Raw genomic sequence first — 15,004 nt, 5'->3', positions numbered from 1 at the left:
GCAACTTCAGGAAAAGCGCCCGATGATCGACCTGTACTACTGGCCCACGCCCAACGGGCACAAGATCACCCTGTTCCTGGAAGAAACCGGGCTGGCCTACACGATCAAGCCGGTGAACATCGGCGCCGGCGAACAGTTCGCCGCCGACTTCCTGGCCATCTCGCCCAACAACCGGATGCCGGCCATCGTCGACCATGCCCCGGCCGATGGCGGCGCACCGGTCAGCGTGTTCGAGTCCGGCGCGATCCTGCTGTACCTGGCCGAGAAGACCGGCCGGTTCCTGCCCGCGGACCTGCGCGGGCGGGTGCAGACGCTGGAATGGCTGTTCTGGCAGGTGGGCGGCCTGGGGCCGATGCTGGGCCAGAACCACCACTTCAACCAGTACGCGCCGGAACGGATCCCCTACGCGATCGACCGCTACACCAACGAGACCCGGCGCCTGTACGGGGTGCTGGACAAGCGCCTGGCCGGCCGGGACTTCATCGCCGGCGACTACTCCATCGCCGACATGGCGGCCTATCCGTGGATCGTGCCGCACGCCCTGCAGAAGATGGACCTGCTGGACTTCCCCAACGTGCAGCGCTGGTTCGAGGCGATCGGCGCGCGTCCGGCCACGGCCAAGGCCTACGCATTGGGCCCGCAGGTCAATCCGGCGCTGGGCGCGCCGTTGACCGAGGACCAGCGCCGGCACATGTTCGGGCAGCCGGCCAGGTAAGCGCCGATGACCCAGGGCCGCGCCGCACCCCCGACGCCGCTGACCATCGCGGCCATCACCGGCGATGCGCCGCTCAGCGGCCCCAGCCTGCTCAAGCCCGGGCTCGCCGCCGACGGCACGCGGGTGATCTACCTGCGCGGCAGCCAGCTGGACCGGCATCGGCTGGACCTGTGGGAATACGACATCGCCAGCGCGCGGCACCGGCTGCTGATCGATGCCACGCGGCTGCTGCCGGGCAGCGAAACCCTCAGCGATGAAGAACAGGCCCGCCGCGAGCGCCAGCGGCTGGCGGCCTACCGCGGCATCGTCGATTACCAGTGCGCAGCCGATGGCCGGCGGCTGCTGTTCGCCCTGGGCGGCGCGCTGTACCTGTTCGACCTGCAGGCAGACAGCGACAGCGCGGTGCGCCAGCTCACCCATGGCCAAGGCTTTGCCACCGACCCCAAGCTATCGCCGCAGGGCCGATACGTGAGCTTCATCCGCGCGCGCAACCTGTGGCTGATCGACCTGGCCGACGGCGCCCAGGTGCAGCTGACCTTCGATGGCAGCGACGTGATCGGCAACGGCGTGGCCGAGTTCGTCGCCGACGAGGAAATGGGCCGCCATACCGGCTATTGGTGGGCCCCGGACGACAGCGCGATTGCGTTCGCGCGCATCGACGAATCGCCGGTGCCGGTCAAGCAACGCCACGAGGTGCACCCCGACCGGACCGAGGTCATCGCCCAGCGCTATCCGGCCGCGGGCCAGGCCAACGTGCGTGTGCAGCTGGGCGTGGTCGCGCCGGCTGCAGGCGCGCGCCCGCAATGGGTGGAGCTGGGCGAGGATCCGGACATCTACCTGGCACGCGTGGACTGGCGCGACGCCGCCCGGCTGACCTTCCAGCGCCAGTCGCGCGACCAGCAGACCCTGGAACTGATCGAGCACACCCTGGCCACCGGCAGCCAGCGCACGCTGCTGACCGAAACCTCGCCGACCTGGGTGCCGCTGCACGATGCGCTGCGGTTCCTGGACGATGGCCGTCTGCTCTGGGCCTCCGAGCGCAGCGGTTTCCTGCACCTGTACCTGGGCAACGAGGACGGCAGCACGCTGAGCGCGCTGACCAGCGGCCCGTGGCCGGTCGATGCGCTGCTGGCGGTCGATCCCAAAGCCGGCCTGGTCTATTTCAGCGCGGGCCTGGACCACGGCGCGCCGGCACCGACCCAGTCCCAGCTGTGGTGCGTGCCGCTGGACGGTGGCCCGCCGCGGCAGCTCTCGCGCACGCCGGGCATGCACGCGGCCAGCTTCTCAGCCGATGCAAGGGTGTACGTGGACAGCTGGTCGAGCACGAGCGTGCCGCAGCAGCTGACCCTGCACCGGGCCGACGGCGAGCAGCTCGCCACGCTGGTCGCCAACGACCTGCATGACCCGGCCCATCCGTATGCGCCGTACCTGCAGGCGCATCGTCCGCTGGAGTTCGGCACGCTCAGCGCCGCAGACGGCAGCACGCCGCTGCATTACAGCCTGATCAGGCCGGCCGGTTTCGATCCGGCCAAACGCTATCCGGTGGTGGTGCACGTGTACGGCGGGCCGGCCGCGCAGACCGTCACCGATGCCTGGGCCGCGCGCAGCGACGCGCTGTTCAACCAGTTCCTGGCCCAGCGCGGCTATGTGGTCTTCAGCGTGGACAACCGCGGCACGCCGCGACGCGGGCGCGCGTTCGGCGGTGCGCTGCATGGCCGCCAGGGCACGGTGGAAGTGGCCGACCAGCTGGCCGGCATCGACTTCCTCAAGACCCTGCCGTGGGTGGATCCGGTGCGGATCGGCGTGCATGGCTGGTCCAACGGCGGCTACATGACCCTGATGCTGCTGGGCCAGGCGCCGCAGGTGTATGCCTGCGGCGTGGCCGGCGCGCCGGTGACCGACTGGGCGCTGTACGACACCCACTACACCGAGCGCTACATGGGCCATCCGCAGGCCAACGCCGCCGGCTACGCGCAGGCCAGCGTATTCACCCACGCCAGCGCGATCGCGCCCGGCGCCCTGTTGCTCATGCACGGCATGGCCGACGACAACGTGCTGTTCTCCAACAGCACCCGGCTGATGAGCGCGCTGCAGGCGGCCGGCACGCCGTTCGAGCTGATGGCCTTCCCCGGCGCCAGGCATGGCCTGCAGGGCACGGACCTGGCGTTCCGCTATCGGCTGATGGACGCCTTCTTCGCCCGCCACCTGCGGCCCTAAGCCGCGCCTTGCAGGCGCATCGACGCCAGCTGCCGCGGCTTTCAGCGGGTGGGCGGCGGTGGCATCGGCGGGCGCGGGCCGGAGGGGTCCTGGGCCCCGGGCGGGACGTAGATCGCGATCCCGGCGCCCTGTTTCTGCTGGGTCGGGATGCCGATGCCGATCCCGCCGCCGACATGGCCGCCGTAGCTGCCGCCGCCCACCGACACCCCCACCGGCGAGCGGCCGCCATCGCCGCCCACGCCGATCAGGACCACGCCGTTGGCGCCCAGCCTGGCCGCTTCGTTCTTCAGCCGCCGGACCACCGCGTCGGTCTGGCCCTGGGTGCCGAAGCCGACCGCACTGCGGGCATCGAGCTGGGCGATCTGGATCGCGCCGGGCGGCACTGCCGTGTAGATGCGCACCGTGGCCGGATCCACCGGCGGGCGCGCATCGGACAGCATGACCCTGGAGGTGCCGGCGCAGGCGGCCAGCGACAACAGCAGGGCAGTGGCAAGGACGGAACGCAGGGTCATGGCACACCTGTCAGACGAAAAACAAGGACGGAAAGAGGGATGCAGCGCGCCCGATCATCGGCCCGTGCCACTGAATCCGGCCCGACGCCGCGGCAGTCCGCACCGCGCCGGCAACGCGCCAGGATCATGACCCGGCCCGCCATGCCCTGCGGCGTATCATGCCCGCGCTTTCGTCGGAATCCTTGCCATGCCCTATCCCGCCCATCGCCCGCGCCGCATGCGCCGCGACGAGTTCTCCCGCCGGCTGATGCGCGAGCACGTGCTGACCACCGACGACCTGATCTACCCGGTGTTCGTCCACGAGCTGGCCGGGCGTGCGCCGGTGGCCTCGATGCCGGGGGTGGAACGGCTGTCGATCGAGGAGCTGCTGAAAGTGGCCGAACAGGCCGCCGAGCTGCGCATCCCGGTGCTGGCGCTGTTCCCGGTGACCGCCCCGCAGGCCAAGTCGCTCGATGCCGCCGCCGCCTGCGACGATGACGGCCTGTGCCAGCGCGCGGTGCGTGCGGTCAAGCAGCGCTTCCCGCAGCTGGGGGTGATGACCGATGTGGCCCTGGACCCCTACACCAGCCACGGCCAGGACGGGATCATCGACGACACCGGCTACGTCATCAATGACGTCACCATCGAAGTGCTGGTCCAGCAGGCGCTCTCGCATGCGCGCGCCGGCGTGGACATCGTCGCCCCCAGCGACATGATGGACGGCCGCATCGGCGCGATCCGCGCCGCCCTGGAAGAAGACGCCCACATCCACACCAGGATCATGGCCTATTCGGCCAAGTACGCCTCGGCCTTCTACGGCCCGTTCCGCGATGCGGTCGGCAGCGCCGGCGCATTGGGCAAGGCCGACAAGGCCACCTACCAGATGGACCCGGCCAACACCAATGAAGCCCTGCACGAAGTGGCTGCCGACCTGGACGAAGGTGCCGACATGGTCATGGTCAAGCCGGGCATGCCGTACCTGGACGTGGTGCGCCGGGTCAAGGACGAGTTCGGCGTACCGACCTACGCCTACCAGGTCAGCGGCGAGTACGCGATGCTCATGGCCGCCTTCCAGAACGGCTGGCTGGACCAGGACAGGTGCGTGATGGAAGCGCTGACCGCGTTCAAGCGTGCCGGTGCCGACGGCATCCTGACCTACTTCGCCCTGGACGCGGCCAGGCAGCTGCGCCAGATCCACGGCCGATGAACACCGCCATGGCCCTGCAGGCGCTGCTGGGCCTGCCGATGGTCTGCGCCACGGGATTCGCGCTGGTGCTGGCGCTGATCGCCCCGCAGGTGCCCGGCCGCGGCATGGCCCGCTGGGGCGCTGCGCTGATGCTGGTCAGCCAGTTGGGCGCGCTGACGGTGAGCGTGGGCCAGATGACGCTGCTCCAGCACAGCCTGTCCAGCGGCGCCGGCATGCGCCAGGCGCAGCTGCTGCTCGGCGTGATCCACCTGGGCCTGGGGGTGGTGGCGGTGGCGGGTATCTGCCTGCTGGCGGCCGGCTTCCTGCGCACTGCCAGGGCCGCCGCCGACCGGATCAGCTGACGCGCGCCAGCGTGTGCCGGCCGCCCGAGGCGAGGCGTGTGGGACACTAGCCACTTTGGTCCACATGAGTTCCTGCATGAGTCGCTACGCCCTGTTCGGCCGCTCCGTCTCCTCCTCGCCTTCGCCGAGGATCCACGCCGCCTTTGCCCGCCAGACCGGCATCGCGATGGAGTACACCGCCATCGATGTCGAACCGCAGGCCCTGGGCGCGGCGCTGGAGGCCTTCGTCGCCGGCGGCGGTCGCGGCGCCAACATCACCGTCCCGCACAAGGAAGCCGCCTTCGCCCGCTGCGCCCGGCTCAGCGACCGCGCGCGCCAGGCCGGGGCGGTCAACACCCTGCGCCTGGACCAGGGCCAGTGGTACGGCGACAACACCGATGGCGCCGGCCTGGTGCGCGACCTCACCGACCGCCACGGCTTGGACCTGCGTGGCCGCCGCACCCTGCTGCTGGGCGCCGGCGGCGCCGCGCGCGGCGTGGCGCCGGCGCTGCTGGAGGCCGGCGTGGGCGAGCTGGTCATCGTCAACCGCCATCCCGAGCGCGCCGACGCCCTGGCCGACATGCTCGGCGAACCAGCCCGCGCCCATACCCGCTACTGGGAAGACCTGGCCACCATCGGCGACTTCGAACTGATCATCAACGCCACCTCGGCCGGACGCCATGACGGCTCGGCGCTGATGCTGCCCTTGGCCCTGTGCAACGACATGACCGCCGCGGTCGACCTGAACTACGGCGATGTCGCCATCGCCTTCCTGGCCTGGGCGCGCAGCGCCGGCCTGCGCACCATCATCGACGGCCTGGGCATGCTGGTCGAACAGGCGGCGGAGAGTTTCCAACTGTGGCACGGGGTGCGGCCGGACACCGATGCGGTGTATGCACTGCTGCGCCAGGCAACGCCGGAACCGAAGGCGGCTTGAGGGTTTCGGGCGCTTGCCTATTAAACCTTGGCGGTTTCACGCCCCAAGAAAAGCTTTCGTGCGGCTTCGCCGCCCGACCTACTTTCTTTGCTTGTGCAAAGAAAGCTAGGCAAAGAAACACACTCCGGGCGGCACGCCTGCGCCTGGCGCAGGTCCGCTACGGGACGAGGGATTTTTGGATGGGACATCCTGTCCCGTCCAAAAACGACGTGCATCCATGCACGTCGCCCTGCGGGTCTTCACCTCGTCCCTTCGCCGTGCCTCACGGAGGATTGAGAGCACAGACCAAAGCAAAAGCGAAAAGCGAAAAGCGAAAAGCGAAAAGCGAGAAAGTCTGTCCTGTTCGACGTTTGATCAAATCAGCGCGTCCAGCGCCGAGCTTGCTCGGCGGCTTTGGTTTTTACTGTTGCTCTGCTCTTGATCTTCAGCGCCTTCAAAGGGAGCCGAGCACCGCAGCTGGAAACGGCCGAAGAGGCGCGGGTGTCTGAGCGCAGCGAGTTCCCGCGCCGTGCCGTTTCCGGCGAGGAGCGCAGGGCACCGATGCGCAGCATCGGCGAACGTCAGGCGCAGGCGGTTTTGGCTACTTTTGCCAAGCACAAAAGTAGCTCGCGCCGCAAAGCGGCGTGAAAGCCTTTGCCTTCTGGAAAAAAAGCAGCGAAGCGGTATCGGGCAGTCGCAAAATCGCTGAACAGCCAAAATTCGCACCCCATATCTCCGCCCCCGCCACACCCCATGCGAACATACCCCCATGAGTGACCGCACCGGCCCAGCGGCAGACCACGACACGGCCAGCACCGGGCGCAGTCTCGACGAGGCCCTGAAAACCCGCATCCGCGATGCCTACGCCGCCCTGCGCGATGCCACCCCCGGGTTCACCACCCGCCGCGCGCAGAGCCAGATGATCGGCGTGGTGGCGCGCGCGCTGGGCACCAGCGGCGGGGTCGGCGTGATCGAGGCACCGACCGGGGTGGGCAAGAGCCTGGGTTACCTCACCGCCGGGGTGCCGATCGCGCTGGCCGCCGGGAAGAAACTGGTCATCAGCACCGGCACGGTGGCGCTGCAGGCGCAGCTGGTGGAACGCGACATTCCCGCCTTCCTCAAGGCCACCGGCATCCAGGCCAGCGTCGCCCTGGCCAAGGGCCGCACCCGTTACCTGTGCACCCGCAACGTGGCCGAGCTGCAGGGCGAGGTGACCGGCCAGGAATCGATGTTCGGCGACGAAGGCGCGCTCTACGACCGTCCGCTGACCCCGGCCGACACCGCCCTGGTCAACCGCCTGGCAGCCCTGTTCACCGACAGCCAGTGGAACGGCGACCTGGATGCCTCGCCCGAGCCGGTCAGCCCGACCCTGCGTGCACGCATCACCACCAATGCCGCCGGCTGCGCGGGCCGCCGGTGTTCCTACGCCAGCCAGTGTCCGGTGCTCAAGGCGCGCAACCACGTGCGCGAGGCGCAGATCGTGGTCACCAACCACGCGCTGTTGCTGTCGACGCTGTCGCTGGGCGAGGGCGAAAACGGCCAGCCGCTGATCGCCCCGCCCGACCAGATGCTGCTGGTCCTGGACGAAGGCCACCACGTGGCCGGGGTGGCCATCGGCCAGGGCGCGGCGCGACTGCCGATGGACGACATGAGCCGGCGCACCAGCCGCCTGCAGACCCTGATTGCGGCCACCTACCGGATGGTCGACAAGGACACCATCAGCCAGCTGCATCCCAACGAGGCGATCGAACTGGCGGCCAACGTCAGCCGCCAGCTCAAGGCCTTCCGCGAGGCGCTGGATGCGGCCTGGACGCCGGATCCCTCAGAACGCCAGCCGCAGTGGCGCGCGCCCAACGGCCGCCTGCCGCCGGACTGGTCGCCAGCGATCGAGGCGCTGGCCGACGACACCCGCAACCTGCTCAACTGGGTGAGCGCCGCCGCGCCGCTGGTCGGCAAGTCCAAGCACGACGATGCCACCAAGGAGCGCGTGCAGCGCAACCTGGGGATCGCCCTGGAGATGATCCAGTCCCAGCACGCGCTGTGGGCCGGCTGGAAGCGCCAGGACCCCGACGGCGTCCCGCCGATGGCGCGCTGGATGACCCGCGAGCGCGATGGCGAGCTGGTCTGTCATTGCTCGCCGGTGTCGGCCGCGCAGGTGCTGGGCCAGCTGCTGTGGAAGCAGGTCGATTCGGTGGTGATGACCTCGGCCACGCTGACCGGTGGCAACGGCTTCACCGCCCTGGCCATCGATACCGGCCTGCCCGAGCACGCCGAGGCCGTCAGCCTGAGCTCGCCGTTCGACCTGGCCCGCCAGGCGCAGCTGGTGGTGCCCCGGTTTCCGGCCGCGCCGGACGACCGCGAAGGCCATCCGCAGGAAGTGGCCAGGTACCTGGTGCGCGAGCTGGACTGGGGCAAGGGCTCGATGGCGCTGTTCACCTCGCGCTGGAAGATGGAAAAGGTCGCCGACCTGCTGCCGGTCACCCAGCGCAACCGGGTCCTGGTCCAGGGCGAAGGCAACAAGTCGCAGATCATCGCCGAACACCTGCGCCGCATCGGCGCCGGCGAAGGCTCGGTGCTGTTTGGCCTGAATTCCTTTGGCGAAGGCCTGGACCTGCCCGGCGAGGCCTGCACCACGGTGGTCATCACCCAGGTGCCGTTCGCGGTGCCGACCGATCCACAGACCGCGACCCTGAGCGAATGGCTGGAAGGCCGCGGCCACAACGCCTTCAACCTGATCGCGATCCCGCATGCGCTGCGCATGCTGACCCAGTTCGCCGGCCGCCTGATCCGCACCTCCACCGACAGCGGCCGGGTGATCATCCTCGACTCGCGCCTGCTCAGCCGCCGCTACGGCCGCCAGATCATCGACGCCCTGCCGCCCTTTGCACGGGTGATCGGCTGAAGCCGCAGTCGCGGTGACCGCTCCGCCGGCCAGGCCAGCCACCACGCAAGTGGCGACATGGTCGGCGCTGCGCGGCCTGTGAGGCCTGCGACGCACACCGGCGCGGTGTTTGCCGGTAAGGTGCAGCGGTCACGCCGCCCGTTGCCCCGATGCCTGTCCGCCCGCTCCTGCCCCGACGCCGCGCCGATGCCACGCAGAACCGCATGCTGTTGCTGCAGGCGGCCGAAAAGGTATTCACCGAACACGGCGTGCAGGCGCCGCTGGAAGCAGTCTCGCGCCAGGCCGGCGTCGGCCGGGCCACCCTGTTCCGCAACTTCCCCGATCGCCAGTCGCTGGTGATCGCGCTGCTCGAACGCGGCCTGGACAACGTCGCCGCCGAAGCAGCGCGCCTGGAGGGCACGCCCGATGCCCTGGTGCATCTGCTGCACCACGTGCTGGAGCGGGTGATGGTGCGCGCCCCGCTGGTGGAGTACTGGCAGACCGTCGGCCGCGGCCAGCCGCAGATCGAGGCGGCCGTGCTGCGGCTGCTGTCGATCTTCGAACCGCTGGTCAGGCGCGCGGTGGCCGAAGGCCGCTGTCGCCCCGACCTGGGGCCGGGCGACATCCTGCTGCTGCTGCCGCTGTTCGGTGCCGGCGCCGCGCCGCTGGGACAGCGCATGGCGCTGGCCGACCGGATCTGGGAATTCGCCATGGACATCGTCCAGCCGGCCACGCCGCCACCCAGGCGCTGAAGGCTGGGGCCGGGCGCCTGGGCCTGCGCCGGCCCAGGCTGGGGCCGCGCTGCTAGACCGCCTGCCCGGGCACCTGCGCCAGCGCCTGCTGCACGTCCTGTGCCGAACGCGGACGGATCAGCCGCGCCACTTCCCGTCCATCCTTCAGCAGCACCACCGTGGGCCACAGCTTGACCCCGAATGCACGGCCCAGTGCACGGCCGCGCCCGTCCTCCACCTTCAGGTGGATGATGTCCTGGCGCGCGCCGAGCGCCTGCTCCAGCGCCGGCTGCGCGGACATGCAGTGCGGGCACCAAGCCGTGCCGAACTCCAGCGCGACGACGCCGGCCATGGCCTCCACCTGCGCCAGGCTGGGCTCCTGCTGCGCGTAGCGGCCGGTGAAGGCCATGGCCTCAGGACAGGGCGTGCTGGATGTCTTCCAGCGGCATGTTGGTGAGGTCCTTGGCCACATCGGCCAGCAGCCGATCGAGGGTGGCCTTGTGCAGCAACGGGCGCACGTGGCCCAGGGTCCTGGGGTCGGCCACCAGCACCAGGTGGCTGTAGCGGTTGTTCAGGGCGCCGGCATTGAGCGCACCGGCCAGCTGCTTGGCAAAGGTCGCCTCATCCAGCTGTGCCTGGCTCGAATCCCTGGGCATGGACCCGGACGGGCCTTCGTCGTCCAGGTTCTGGCCTTCCAGCCATGCCTCCTGCTTCAAGGCAAGCTTGTAATCGGTGCCGACGTTGGTGAACACGCGCGCCGAGCCGCCATCGGCGACCACGACCAGGGTGCCCTGGGGAATCAGTTTGGACATGAAAGTACTCCTTAAGCTCATGAAAGCGTGCGACGGATCGGCACGCCGCCACCGTAGGCGGCGGTCCGTGAGTCTAGTGGGTAGCGCATGCATGTGTGGCGTGAGCGGGCCGCGTTGTCACCCGCGCGCTCAGGTCACGGCAGCGCGCGCACGAACAGGCGTGCACCGCCGCTGCCACCGCCGGGCCGCTCCTGCAAGGCAAAGTGCCTGGGCTGCTTGCGGAACAGGTCGCTGAGCTTGCGATGGCCGTACAGGCGTGGGTCGAAATCCGGGCGAATCTTGGTGAGATAGCTGCCGACCGCACCCAGCGGGGCCCAGCCTTCCTCGTCGGAGGCTTCCTCGATCGCCTGGCGCAGCAGGGCCAGCGGCGGGGTGTTGCCCTTGGCCGCCGGCGGCTCGGGCGTGGCCGGCGCGGCGGCTGTGGCCGGGGCGTTGGCCGCCGGTTTCCTGCCAGAGCGCCTGGTCGGCACGGCCGGCTTGGGTGTCTCGACCGGGGCGCTGGCCGCGTCTGCGCGCAGCACGTCGTTGTAGATGAATTTGTCGCAGGCCTGGACGAAGGGATCGGGCGTCTTGCCCTCACCGAAGCCATAGACCACCAGCCCTTCCTCGCGCAGCCGTTGCGCCAGGCGGGTGAAATCGCTGTCGCTGGAGACCAGGCAGAAGCCGTCGAAGCGACCGGTGTACAGCAGGTCCATCGCATCGATGATCAGCGAGCTGTCGGTGGCGTTCTTGCCGCTGGTATAGGCGAACTGCTGCACCGGCGCGATCGAATGCTTGAGCAGCGCGGCCTTCCACTGGGTCATGCGGGTGCTGGTGAAGTCGCCATAGATGCGCTTGACGCTGGCCACGCCGTACTTGGCCACCTCGGCCAGCAGGCCTTCGATCACCGACGGCTGCGCGTTGTCCGCATCGATCAGCACCGCCAGGCGCTGCTGGTCGTCGTCGGTGTCGGCTTTGAGCGAGGGCTTGGACTTCATGGGCGTTCCTGCGTGCAAACGCGCATCGTACTGCGCCGGGCACACCGGGGGACGAACCGGGCGGCCAGGTCCGGCGGCGCGCACCACGGCCTGTCCGCGCACGGCGCCCGATCAGGCACGACCGGGCCAGGTCGCACCGGCGCCGCGCCTGCGCGTGCAACGCAGGCCTGGCATCGGCCACACTTGCGGCCTGTTCATCGCATCAGGCACCCCGCATGTCGAGCTGGCTGCGCCGCAAGGACATCAACACCGTCACCGTGCACGAGGCCGGGCGCCAGCTGGTGCCCACGCTGGGCTGGCCGCACCTGATCGCGCTGGGCATCGGCGCGATCGTCGGCACCGGCATCTACACCCTGATCGGGGTGGGCGCCAACCTGGCCGGGCCGGCGGTGCTGATTTCGTTCCTGGCCGCCGGCATCGTCTGCGCGTGTGCGGCGCTGGCCTATGCCGAGATGGCCACGATGATGCCCGCCGCCGGCAGCGCCTACACCTACAGCTACACCGTGCTGGGCGAGACCATCGCCTGGGTGGTGGGCTGGAGCCTGATCCTGGAGTATTCGCTGGTGGTGAGCACCGTGGCGGTGGGCTGGTCGGGCTATGCGGTGGGCTTTTTGAAAGGCCTCGGTGTCGACCTGCCGCTGGCGCTGAGCGCCGGCCCGCATGCCGGCGGCCTGCTCAACCTGCCGGCGGTGTTGATCACTTTCGCCGTGGCCGGGCTGCTGATGGCCGGCACCAGGGAAAGCGCGACCCTCAACGCGATCCTGGTGGTGGTCAAGATCATCGCGCTGGGCATCTTCGTGGCGATCGCGCTGCCGCACTTCGATGCCAGCCACATGCAGCCGTTCATGCCGTACGGGTTTGCCAAGTCGGTCGGCGCCGACGGCGTCGAACACGGGGTGATGGCGGCGGCGGCGATCATCTTCTTCGCCTTCTACGGCTTCGATGCGATCTCCACCGCCGCCGAGGAAACCAAAAACCCCGAGCGCGACCTGGCCATCGGCATCATCGGCGCGATGGTGGGCTGCACCCTGATCTACGTGCTGGTGGCGCTGGCTGCGGTGGGGGCGATGCCCTACACCGTGTTCGGCCACAGCGCCGAACCGCTGGCGATGATCCTGCGCCAGCTCGGTGCGCCAGGTGCGGCCAGGTTGATCGGCGCGGCCGCGGTGATCGCGCTGCCGACGGTGCTGCTGGCCTTCCTGTACGGACAGAGCCGGATCTTCTTCGTGATGTCGCGCGATGGCCTGCTGCCGCGCGGCCTGTCCAGGGTCAGCGCGCGCACCGGCACGCCGATTGCCACCACGGCGTTCACCGCCGTGCTGGTGGCCGCGCTGGCCGGCGTGGCCCGCCTGGACGAGATCGCCGCGCTGGCCAACGCCGGCACCCTGGCGGCCTTCACCGCCGTGGCCGCCTGCATGCTGGTCCTGCGCCGGCGCGAGCCCGACCGCCCCCGCAGCTTCCGCACGCCGCTGGCGTGGTTCGTCGGCCCGCTGGCGATCGCCGGCTGCCTGTATCTGTTCTTCAGCCTGCCCAGCCGCACCCAGCTCTACTTTGCGCTCTGGAACGCGGTCGGGCTGGTGGCGTATGTGGCGTATGGAAGGCGCAATGCGGTGCTGGGGAAGTCGTCGCCGCCGGCGTGATCAACTGCGGGCAGGCTCTGCGCGGGAATGACGGCTTCGAGCAGACGCGTATCCGACAGCAAACACGCACGCGCGACCTCACCTCGCGCGCCGATGGCTCATTTCCCCGACAGATCGATCGCGCACTGCGCGGTGCCGTCGCCGTTGTCTTGCAGTTCGCGGATCGGCGGCAGCTTCTGCGCCCTGGCCACGTCCAGCTTGCCTGGCGGACAGGCAAAGGTCAGCGGGCCGGCGGCCTTGACCGGGGCAAAGCGCCATGAGGTCGGCTCGATGTCCGCAGCGGTCACCGTGCCCTTGTCCTTGAGCCAGGCGGCCAGGATCTCGCGGCTGCCCTCGGGCGCGGCCAGCACCACGTTGCTGCCATCCAGGCCCGGGAAGTTGCCGCCGCCGCTGGCGCGGTAGTTGTTGGTCACCACGATGAAGGGTTGCTCGGGCTTGATGGGCTTGCCCTGCCAGGTGAGCGAGGTGATGCGCGCACCGACCGGCTTGGTGACATCGACCACGTAGGCGATGCCGCCCTGCAGCTGGTCGGCGTTGTAGCTCTCATGGCGCGGGTTGATCAGCGCCTGCGCGCCGGCCTTGCCCGGGTCGATGCGGTTGTAGCGCTCGGCCGATCTTTCCAGCCAGGCCTTGACCCCGGCGCCGTCCACCTTCACCGCCGCCAGCGTGTTGGGGAAGAAGTACAGGTCGGCCGCACTGCGCAGGGTCAGGGTGCCGGCCGGTACGTCGGTGTAGTCGTCCGGTCCGCCGAAACCGCTGCGGAACGGCGCGGCGGCCGACAGCACCGGCACCTCGGCCAGCTCCGGATGCAGGCGCGGCAGTTCGCGCAGCACGTAGTCGCGCTGGGCCGCGTTGACCACCGCCAGCGCGCTGCTGTTGCCCTGGTCGGTGAAGTAACTGGTGAAGCGCACCTGGGTGGTGCCGATCGGCGTGTTGACGTAGGCCTGCGCGGCGGCGTGGGCGCGGGCCACCAGCGGGGCGATCGCCGGATCGGCCGGCACGCAGTCGCCCTTGGCCTTGCAGATCGGGCGCACTTCGCTGTGGCTGGTGGTCGGGTCGATCATCCAGCGGCCATCCCTGCGCACCAGCTGCAGGTCGATCACGCCCAGGTCCTTGCCGAAGAAGCCGCCCATCACCGCCGGCTTGCCGCGCACGAAACCGCGCGTGGCATCGGTGTCGGGCAGATCCTTGTAGCGCGGCCCGGGGAACTGGGCATGCGAGTGGCCCAGCAGCAGCACGTCGATGCCGTCCACCCCGGCCAGGTGCCAGCCGCCGTTTTCCATGTCCGGCGTGTACGGCGCCGGGTTGAGGCCACCATGCAGGATGCCGACCACGATATCCGGATGCTGGGCCTGCAGCTGCGGCAGGTAGCGCCGGGCGGCTTCGACCACGCCGGTGACGGTGACCTTGCCTTCCAGGTTCTGCTTGTCCCAGGCCATAATCGGCGGCGGGGTGAAGCCGATGATGCCCACCCGCAGCGGCACGGTCTGCGCCCTGCCGTCGGCCGCGGTCACGGTGATGGTCTTGGTGACGATGGTCCAGGGCTTGAAGATCGGCTGGCCATCGCGGGCGCTGAACACGTTGGACAGCACCAGCGGATAGTTCGGGCCCTTGCACTTGTGCGTGGTGCCGCCCTCGACGTTCATCGGCGTGCCGCTGACCTGCGACAGGTAGCCCAGGCCGTAGTTGAACTCGTGGTTGCCGGCGGTGCCGCCGTCGTAGCCCATCGCGTCGAAGGCCTGGTAGATGCCCAGCTCCTCATCGCAGGCAAGCGGCTGCACCTTGGCCTGGAAATCGGCCAGCACCGTGCCCTGGATGGTGTCGCCGCTGTCGAACAGCAGGCTGTTGGGAAACTCGCCGCGCGCCTGGCCGATCAACGTGGCCACCCGCTCGTAGCCCAGCGAGGGGTCGTCCTTCTGCTTGTAGTAGTCGTAGCTGAGAATGTTGGAATGCACATCGGTGGTCTCCAGGATCGCCACCCGCGCAGTGGCGCCATCGGCCAGGGCCGACCTGGGCGCCTGGCTGGCGCAACTGCCCAGCGATACGGCGAGGAGGAGACAGCACAGGACACGGCGCGGCTGGGACATCGCACATCAC

14 protein-coding genes are annotated in these 15,004 nt (G+C 69.6%); 9 read left to right on the top strand and 5 right to left on the bottom strand.

Going from position 1 to position 15,004, the window contains the following annotated elements:
* The first annotated feature begins 22 nt into the window (after positions 1-22).
* The gene (locus tag DSC_RS00790; RefSeq protein WP_014159198.1) at positions 23-715 is read left to right on the top strand and encodes a glutathione binding-like protein; all 693 of its coding nucleotides are present in this window, start codon (positions 23-25) and stop codon (positions 713-715) included.
* Positions 716-721: 6 nt separating this feature from the next.
* Positions 722-2,932 carry a S9 family peptidase gene (locus DSC_RS00785; RefSeq protein ID WP_014159197.1) on the top strand — a complete coding sequence of 737 codons (2,211 nt, stop codon included), beginning with the start codon at positions 722-724 and terminating at the stop codon, positions 2,930-2,932.
* A gap of 41 nt (positions 2,933-2,973) precedes the next feature.
* On the opposite strand, the gene DSC_RS00780 is transcribed toward DSC_RS00785, so the two are convergent.
* The gene (locus DSC_RS00780) at positions 2,974-3,444 is read right to left on the bottom strand and encodes a hypothetical protein (protein WP_014159196.1); all 471 of its coding nucleotides are present in this window, start codon (positions 3,442-3,444) and stop codon (positions 2,974-2,976) included.
* A 187-nt stretch (positions 3,445-3,631) separates the two neighbouring features.
* Between DSC_RS00780 and hemB the strand changes: the two genes are divergently transcribed.
* The 6 genes from hemB to DSC_RS00750 all read left to right on the top strand — a co-directional run bounded on the left by hemB (position 3,632) and on the right by DSC_RS00750 (position 9,499).
* Positions 3,632-4,630 (top strand): porphobilinogen synthase, encoded by a 999-nt coding sequence (gene hemB, locus DSC_RS00775; RefSeq protein ID WP_014159195.1) that lies wholly within the window; start codon positions 3,632-3,634, stop codon positions 4,628-4,630.
* On the top strand, positions 4,627-4,971 hold the full coding sequence (locus DSC_RS00770) for a hypothetical protein (protein ID WP_014159194.1): 345 nt from the start codon (positions 4,627-4,629) through the stop codon (positions 4,969-4,971). The genes hemB and DSC_RS00770 overlap by 4 nt, the downstream gene beginning before the upstream one ends.
* A 76-nt stretch (positions 4,972-5,047) precedes the next feature.
* Positions 5,048-5,887: a shikimate dehydrogenase gene (gene aroE, locus DSC_RS00765; protein WP_014159193.1), complete on the top strand. Its 840-nt coding sequence runs from the start codon at positions 5,048-5,050 to the stop codon at positions 5,885-5,887.
* A gap of 417 nt (positions 5,888-6,304) precedes the next feature.
* Positions 6,305-6,514: a hypothetical protein gene (locus DSC_RS00760; protein ID WP_043290269.1), complete on the top strand. Its 210-nt coding sequence runs from the start codon at positions 6,305-6,307 to the stop codon at positions 6,512-6,514.
* 121 nt (positions 6,515-6,635) lie between these two features.
* Positions 6,636-8,768, top strand: coding sequence for an ATP-dependent DNA helicase DinG (gene dinG / locus DSC_RS00755; protein WP_014159192.1), 2,133 nt, complete (start codon positions 6,636-6,638; stop codon positions 8,766-8,768).
* A 149-nt stretch (positions 8,769-8,917) separates the two neighbouring features.
* Complete coding sequence (locus DSC_RS00750; RefSeq protein ID WP_043290267.1) at positions 8,918-9,499, top strand: TetR/AcrR family transcriptional regulator; 582 nt, start codon at positions 8,918-8,920, stop codon at positions 9,497-9,499.
* Positions 9,500-9,551: 52 nt separating this feature from the next.
* On the opposite strand, the gene DSC_RS00745 is transcribed toward DSC_RS00750, so the two are convergent.
* From DSC_RS00745 to DSC_RS00735, 3 genes are all read right to left on the bottom strand, one after another.
* Positions 9,552-9,887 (bottom strand): thioredoxin family protein, encoded by a 336-nt coding sequence (locus DSC_RS00745; RefSeq protein ID WP_014159190.1) that lies wholly within the window; start codon positions 9,885-9,887, stop codon positions 9,552-9,554.
* A 4-nt stretch (positions 9,888-9,891) separates the two neighbouring features.
* The gene (locus tag DSC_RS00740) at positions 9,892-10,290 is read right to left on the bottom strand and encodes a host attachment family protein (protein WP_014159189.1); all 399 of its coding nucleotides are present in this window, start codon (positions 10,288-10,290) and stop codon (positions 9,892-9,894) included.
* Between the two features lie 134 nt (positions 10,291-10,424).
* Entirely contained in the window at positions 10,425-11,267 is an 843-nt protein-coding gene (locus DSC_RS00735; protein WP_014159188.1) for an NYN domain-containing protein, read from the bottom strand.
* A gap of 215 nt (positions 11,268-11,482) precedes the next feature.
* On the opposite strand from DSC_RS00735, the gene DSC_RS00730 reads away from it, so the two are divergent.
* On the top strand, positions 11,483-12,907 hold the full coding sequence (locus DSC_RS00730) for an amino acid permease (RefSeq protein ID WP_014159187.1): 1,425 nt from the start codon (positions 11,483-11,485) through the stop codon (positions 12,905-12,907).
* A gap of 98 nt (positions 12,908-13,005) precedes the next feature.
* Here DSC_RS00730 and DSC_RS00725 read toward each other — a convergent pair whose 3' ends face one another.
* Positions 13,006-14,994 (bottom strand): bifunctional 2',3'-cyclic-nucleotide 2'-phosphodiesterase/3'-nucleotidase, encoded by a 1,989-nt coding sequence (locus DSC_RS00725; protein ID WP_014159186.1) that lies wholly within the window; start codon positions 14,992-14,994, stop codon positions 13,006-13,008.
* Positions 14,995-15,004 lie beyond the last annotated feature (10 nt).

The sequence above is a fragment of the Pseudoxanthomonas spadix BD-a59 genome (assembly GCF_000233915.3).
Classification (GTDB): Bacteria; Pseudomonadota; Gammaproteobacteria; order Xanthomonadales; family Xanthomonadaceae; genus Pseudoxanthomonas_A; species Pseudoxanthomonas_A spadix.
Note: the sequence above shows the minus strand (reverse complement) of the source record. Positions and strands in the feature narration are given on the sequence as shown.

Coding starts and splice junctions, on each gene's coding strand:
- DSC_RS00790 (WP_014159198.1), top strand. CDS start 23: ATGATCGACCTGTACTACTGGCCCACGCCCAACGGGCACAAGATCACC.
- DSC_RS00785 (WP_014159197.1), top strand. CDS start 722: ATGACCCAGGGCCGCGCCGCACCCCCGACGCCGCTGACCATCGCGGCC.
- DSC_RS00780 (WP_014159196.1), bottom strand. CDS start 3,444: ATGACCCTGCGTTCCGTCCTTGCCACTGCCCTGCTGTTGTCGCTGGCC.
- hemB (WP_014159195.1), top strand. CDS start 3,632: ATGCCCTATCCCGCCCATCGCCCGCGCCGCATGCGCCGCGACGAGTTC.
- DSC_RS00770 (WP_014159194.1), top strand. CDS start 4,627: ATGAACACCGCCATGGCCCTGCAGGCGCTGCTGGGCCTGCCGATGGTC.
- aroE (WP_014159193.1), top strand. CDS start 5,048: ATGAGTCGCTACGCCCTGTTCGGCCGCTCCGTCTCCTCCTCGCCTTCG.
- dinG (WP_014159192.1), top strand. CDS start 6,636: ATGAGTGACCGCACCGGCCCAGCGGCAGACCACGACACGGCCAGCACC.
- DSC_RS00750 (WP_043290267.1), top strand. CDS start 8,918: ATGCCTGTCCGCCCGCTCCTGCCCCGACGCCGCGCCGATGCCACGCAG.
- DSC_RS00745 (WP_014159190.1), bottom strand. CDS start 9,887: ATGGCCTTCACCGGCCGCTACGCGCAGCAGGAGCCCAGCCTGGCGCAG.
- DSC_RS00740 (WP_014159189.1), bottom strand. CDS start 10,290: ATGTCCAAACTGATTCCCCAGGGCACCCTGGTCGTGGTCGCCGATGGC.
- DSC_RS00735 (WP_014159188.1), bottom strand. CDS start 11,267: ATGAAGTCCAAGCCCTCGCTCAAAGCCGACACCGACGACGACCAGCAG.
- DSC_RS00730 (WP_014159187.1), top strand. CDS start 11,483: ATGTCGAGCTGGCTGCGCCGCAAGGACATCAACACCGTCACCGTGCAC.
- DSC_RS00725 (WP_014159186.1), bottom strand. CDS start 14,994: ATGTCCCAGCCGCGCCGTGTCCTGTGCTGTCTCCTCCTCGCCGTATCG.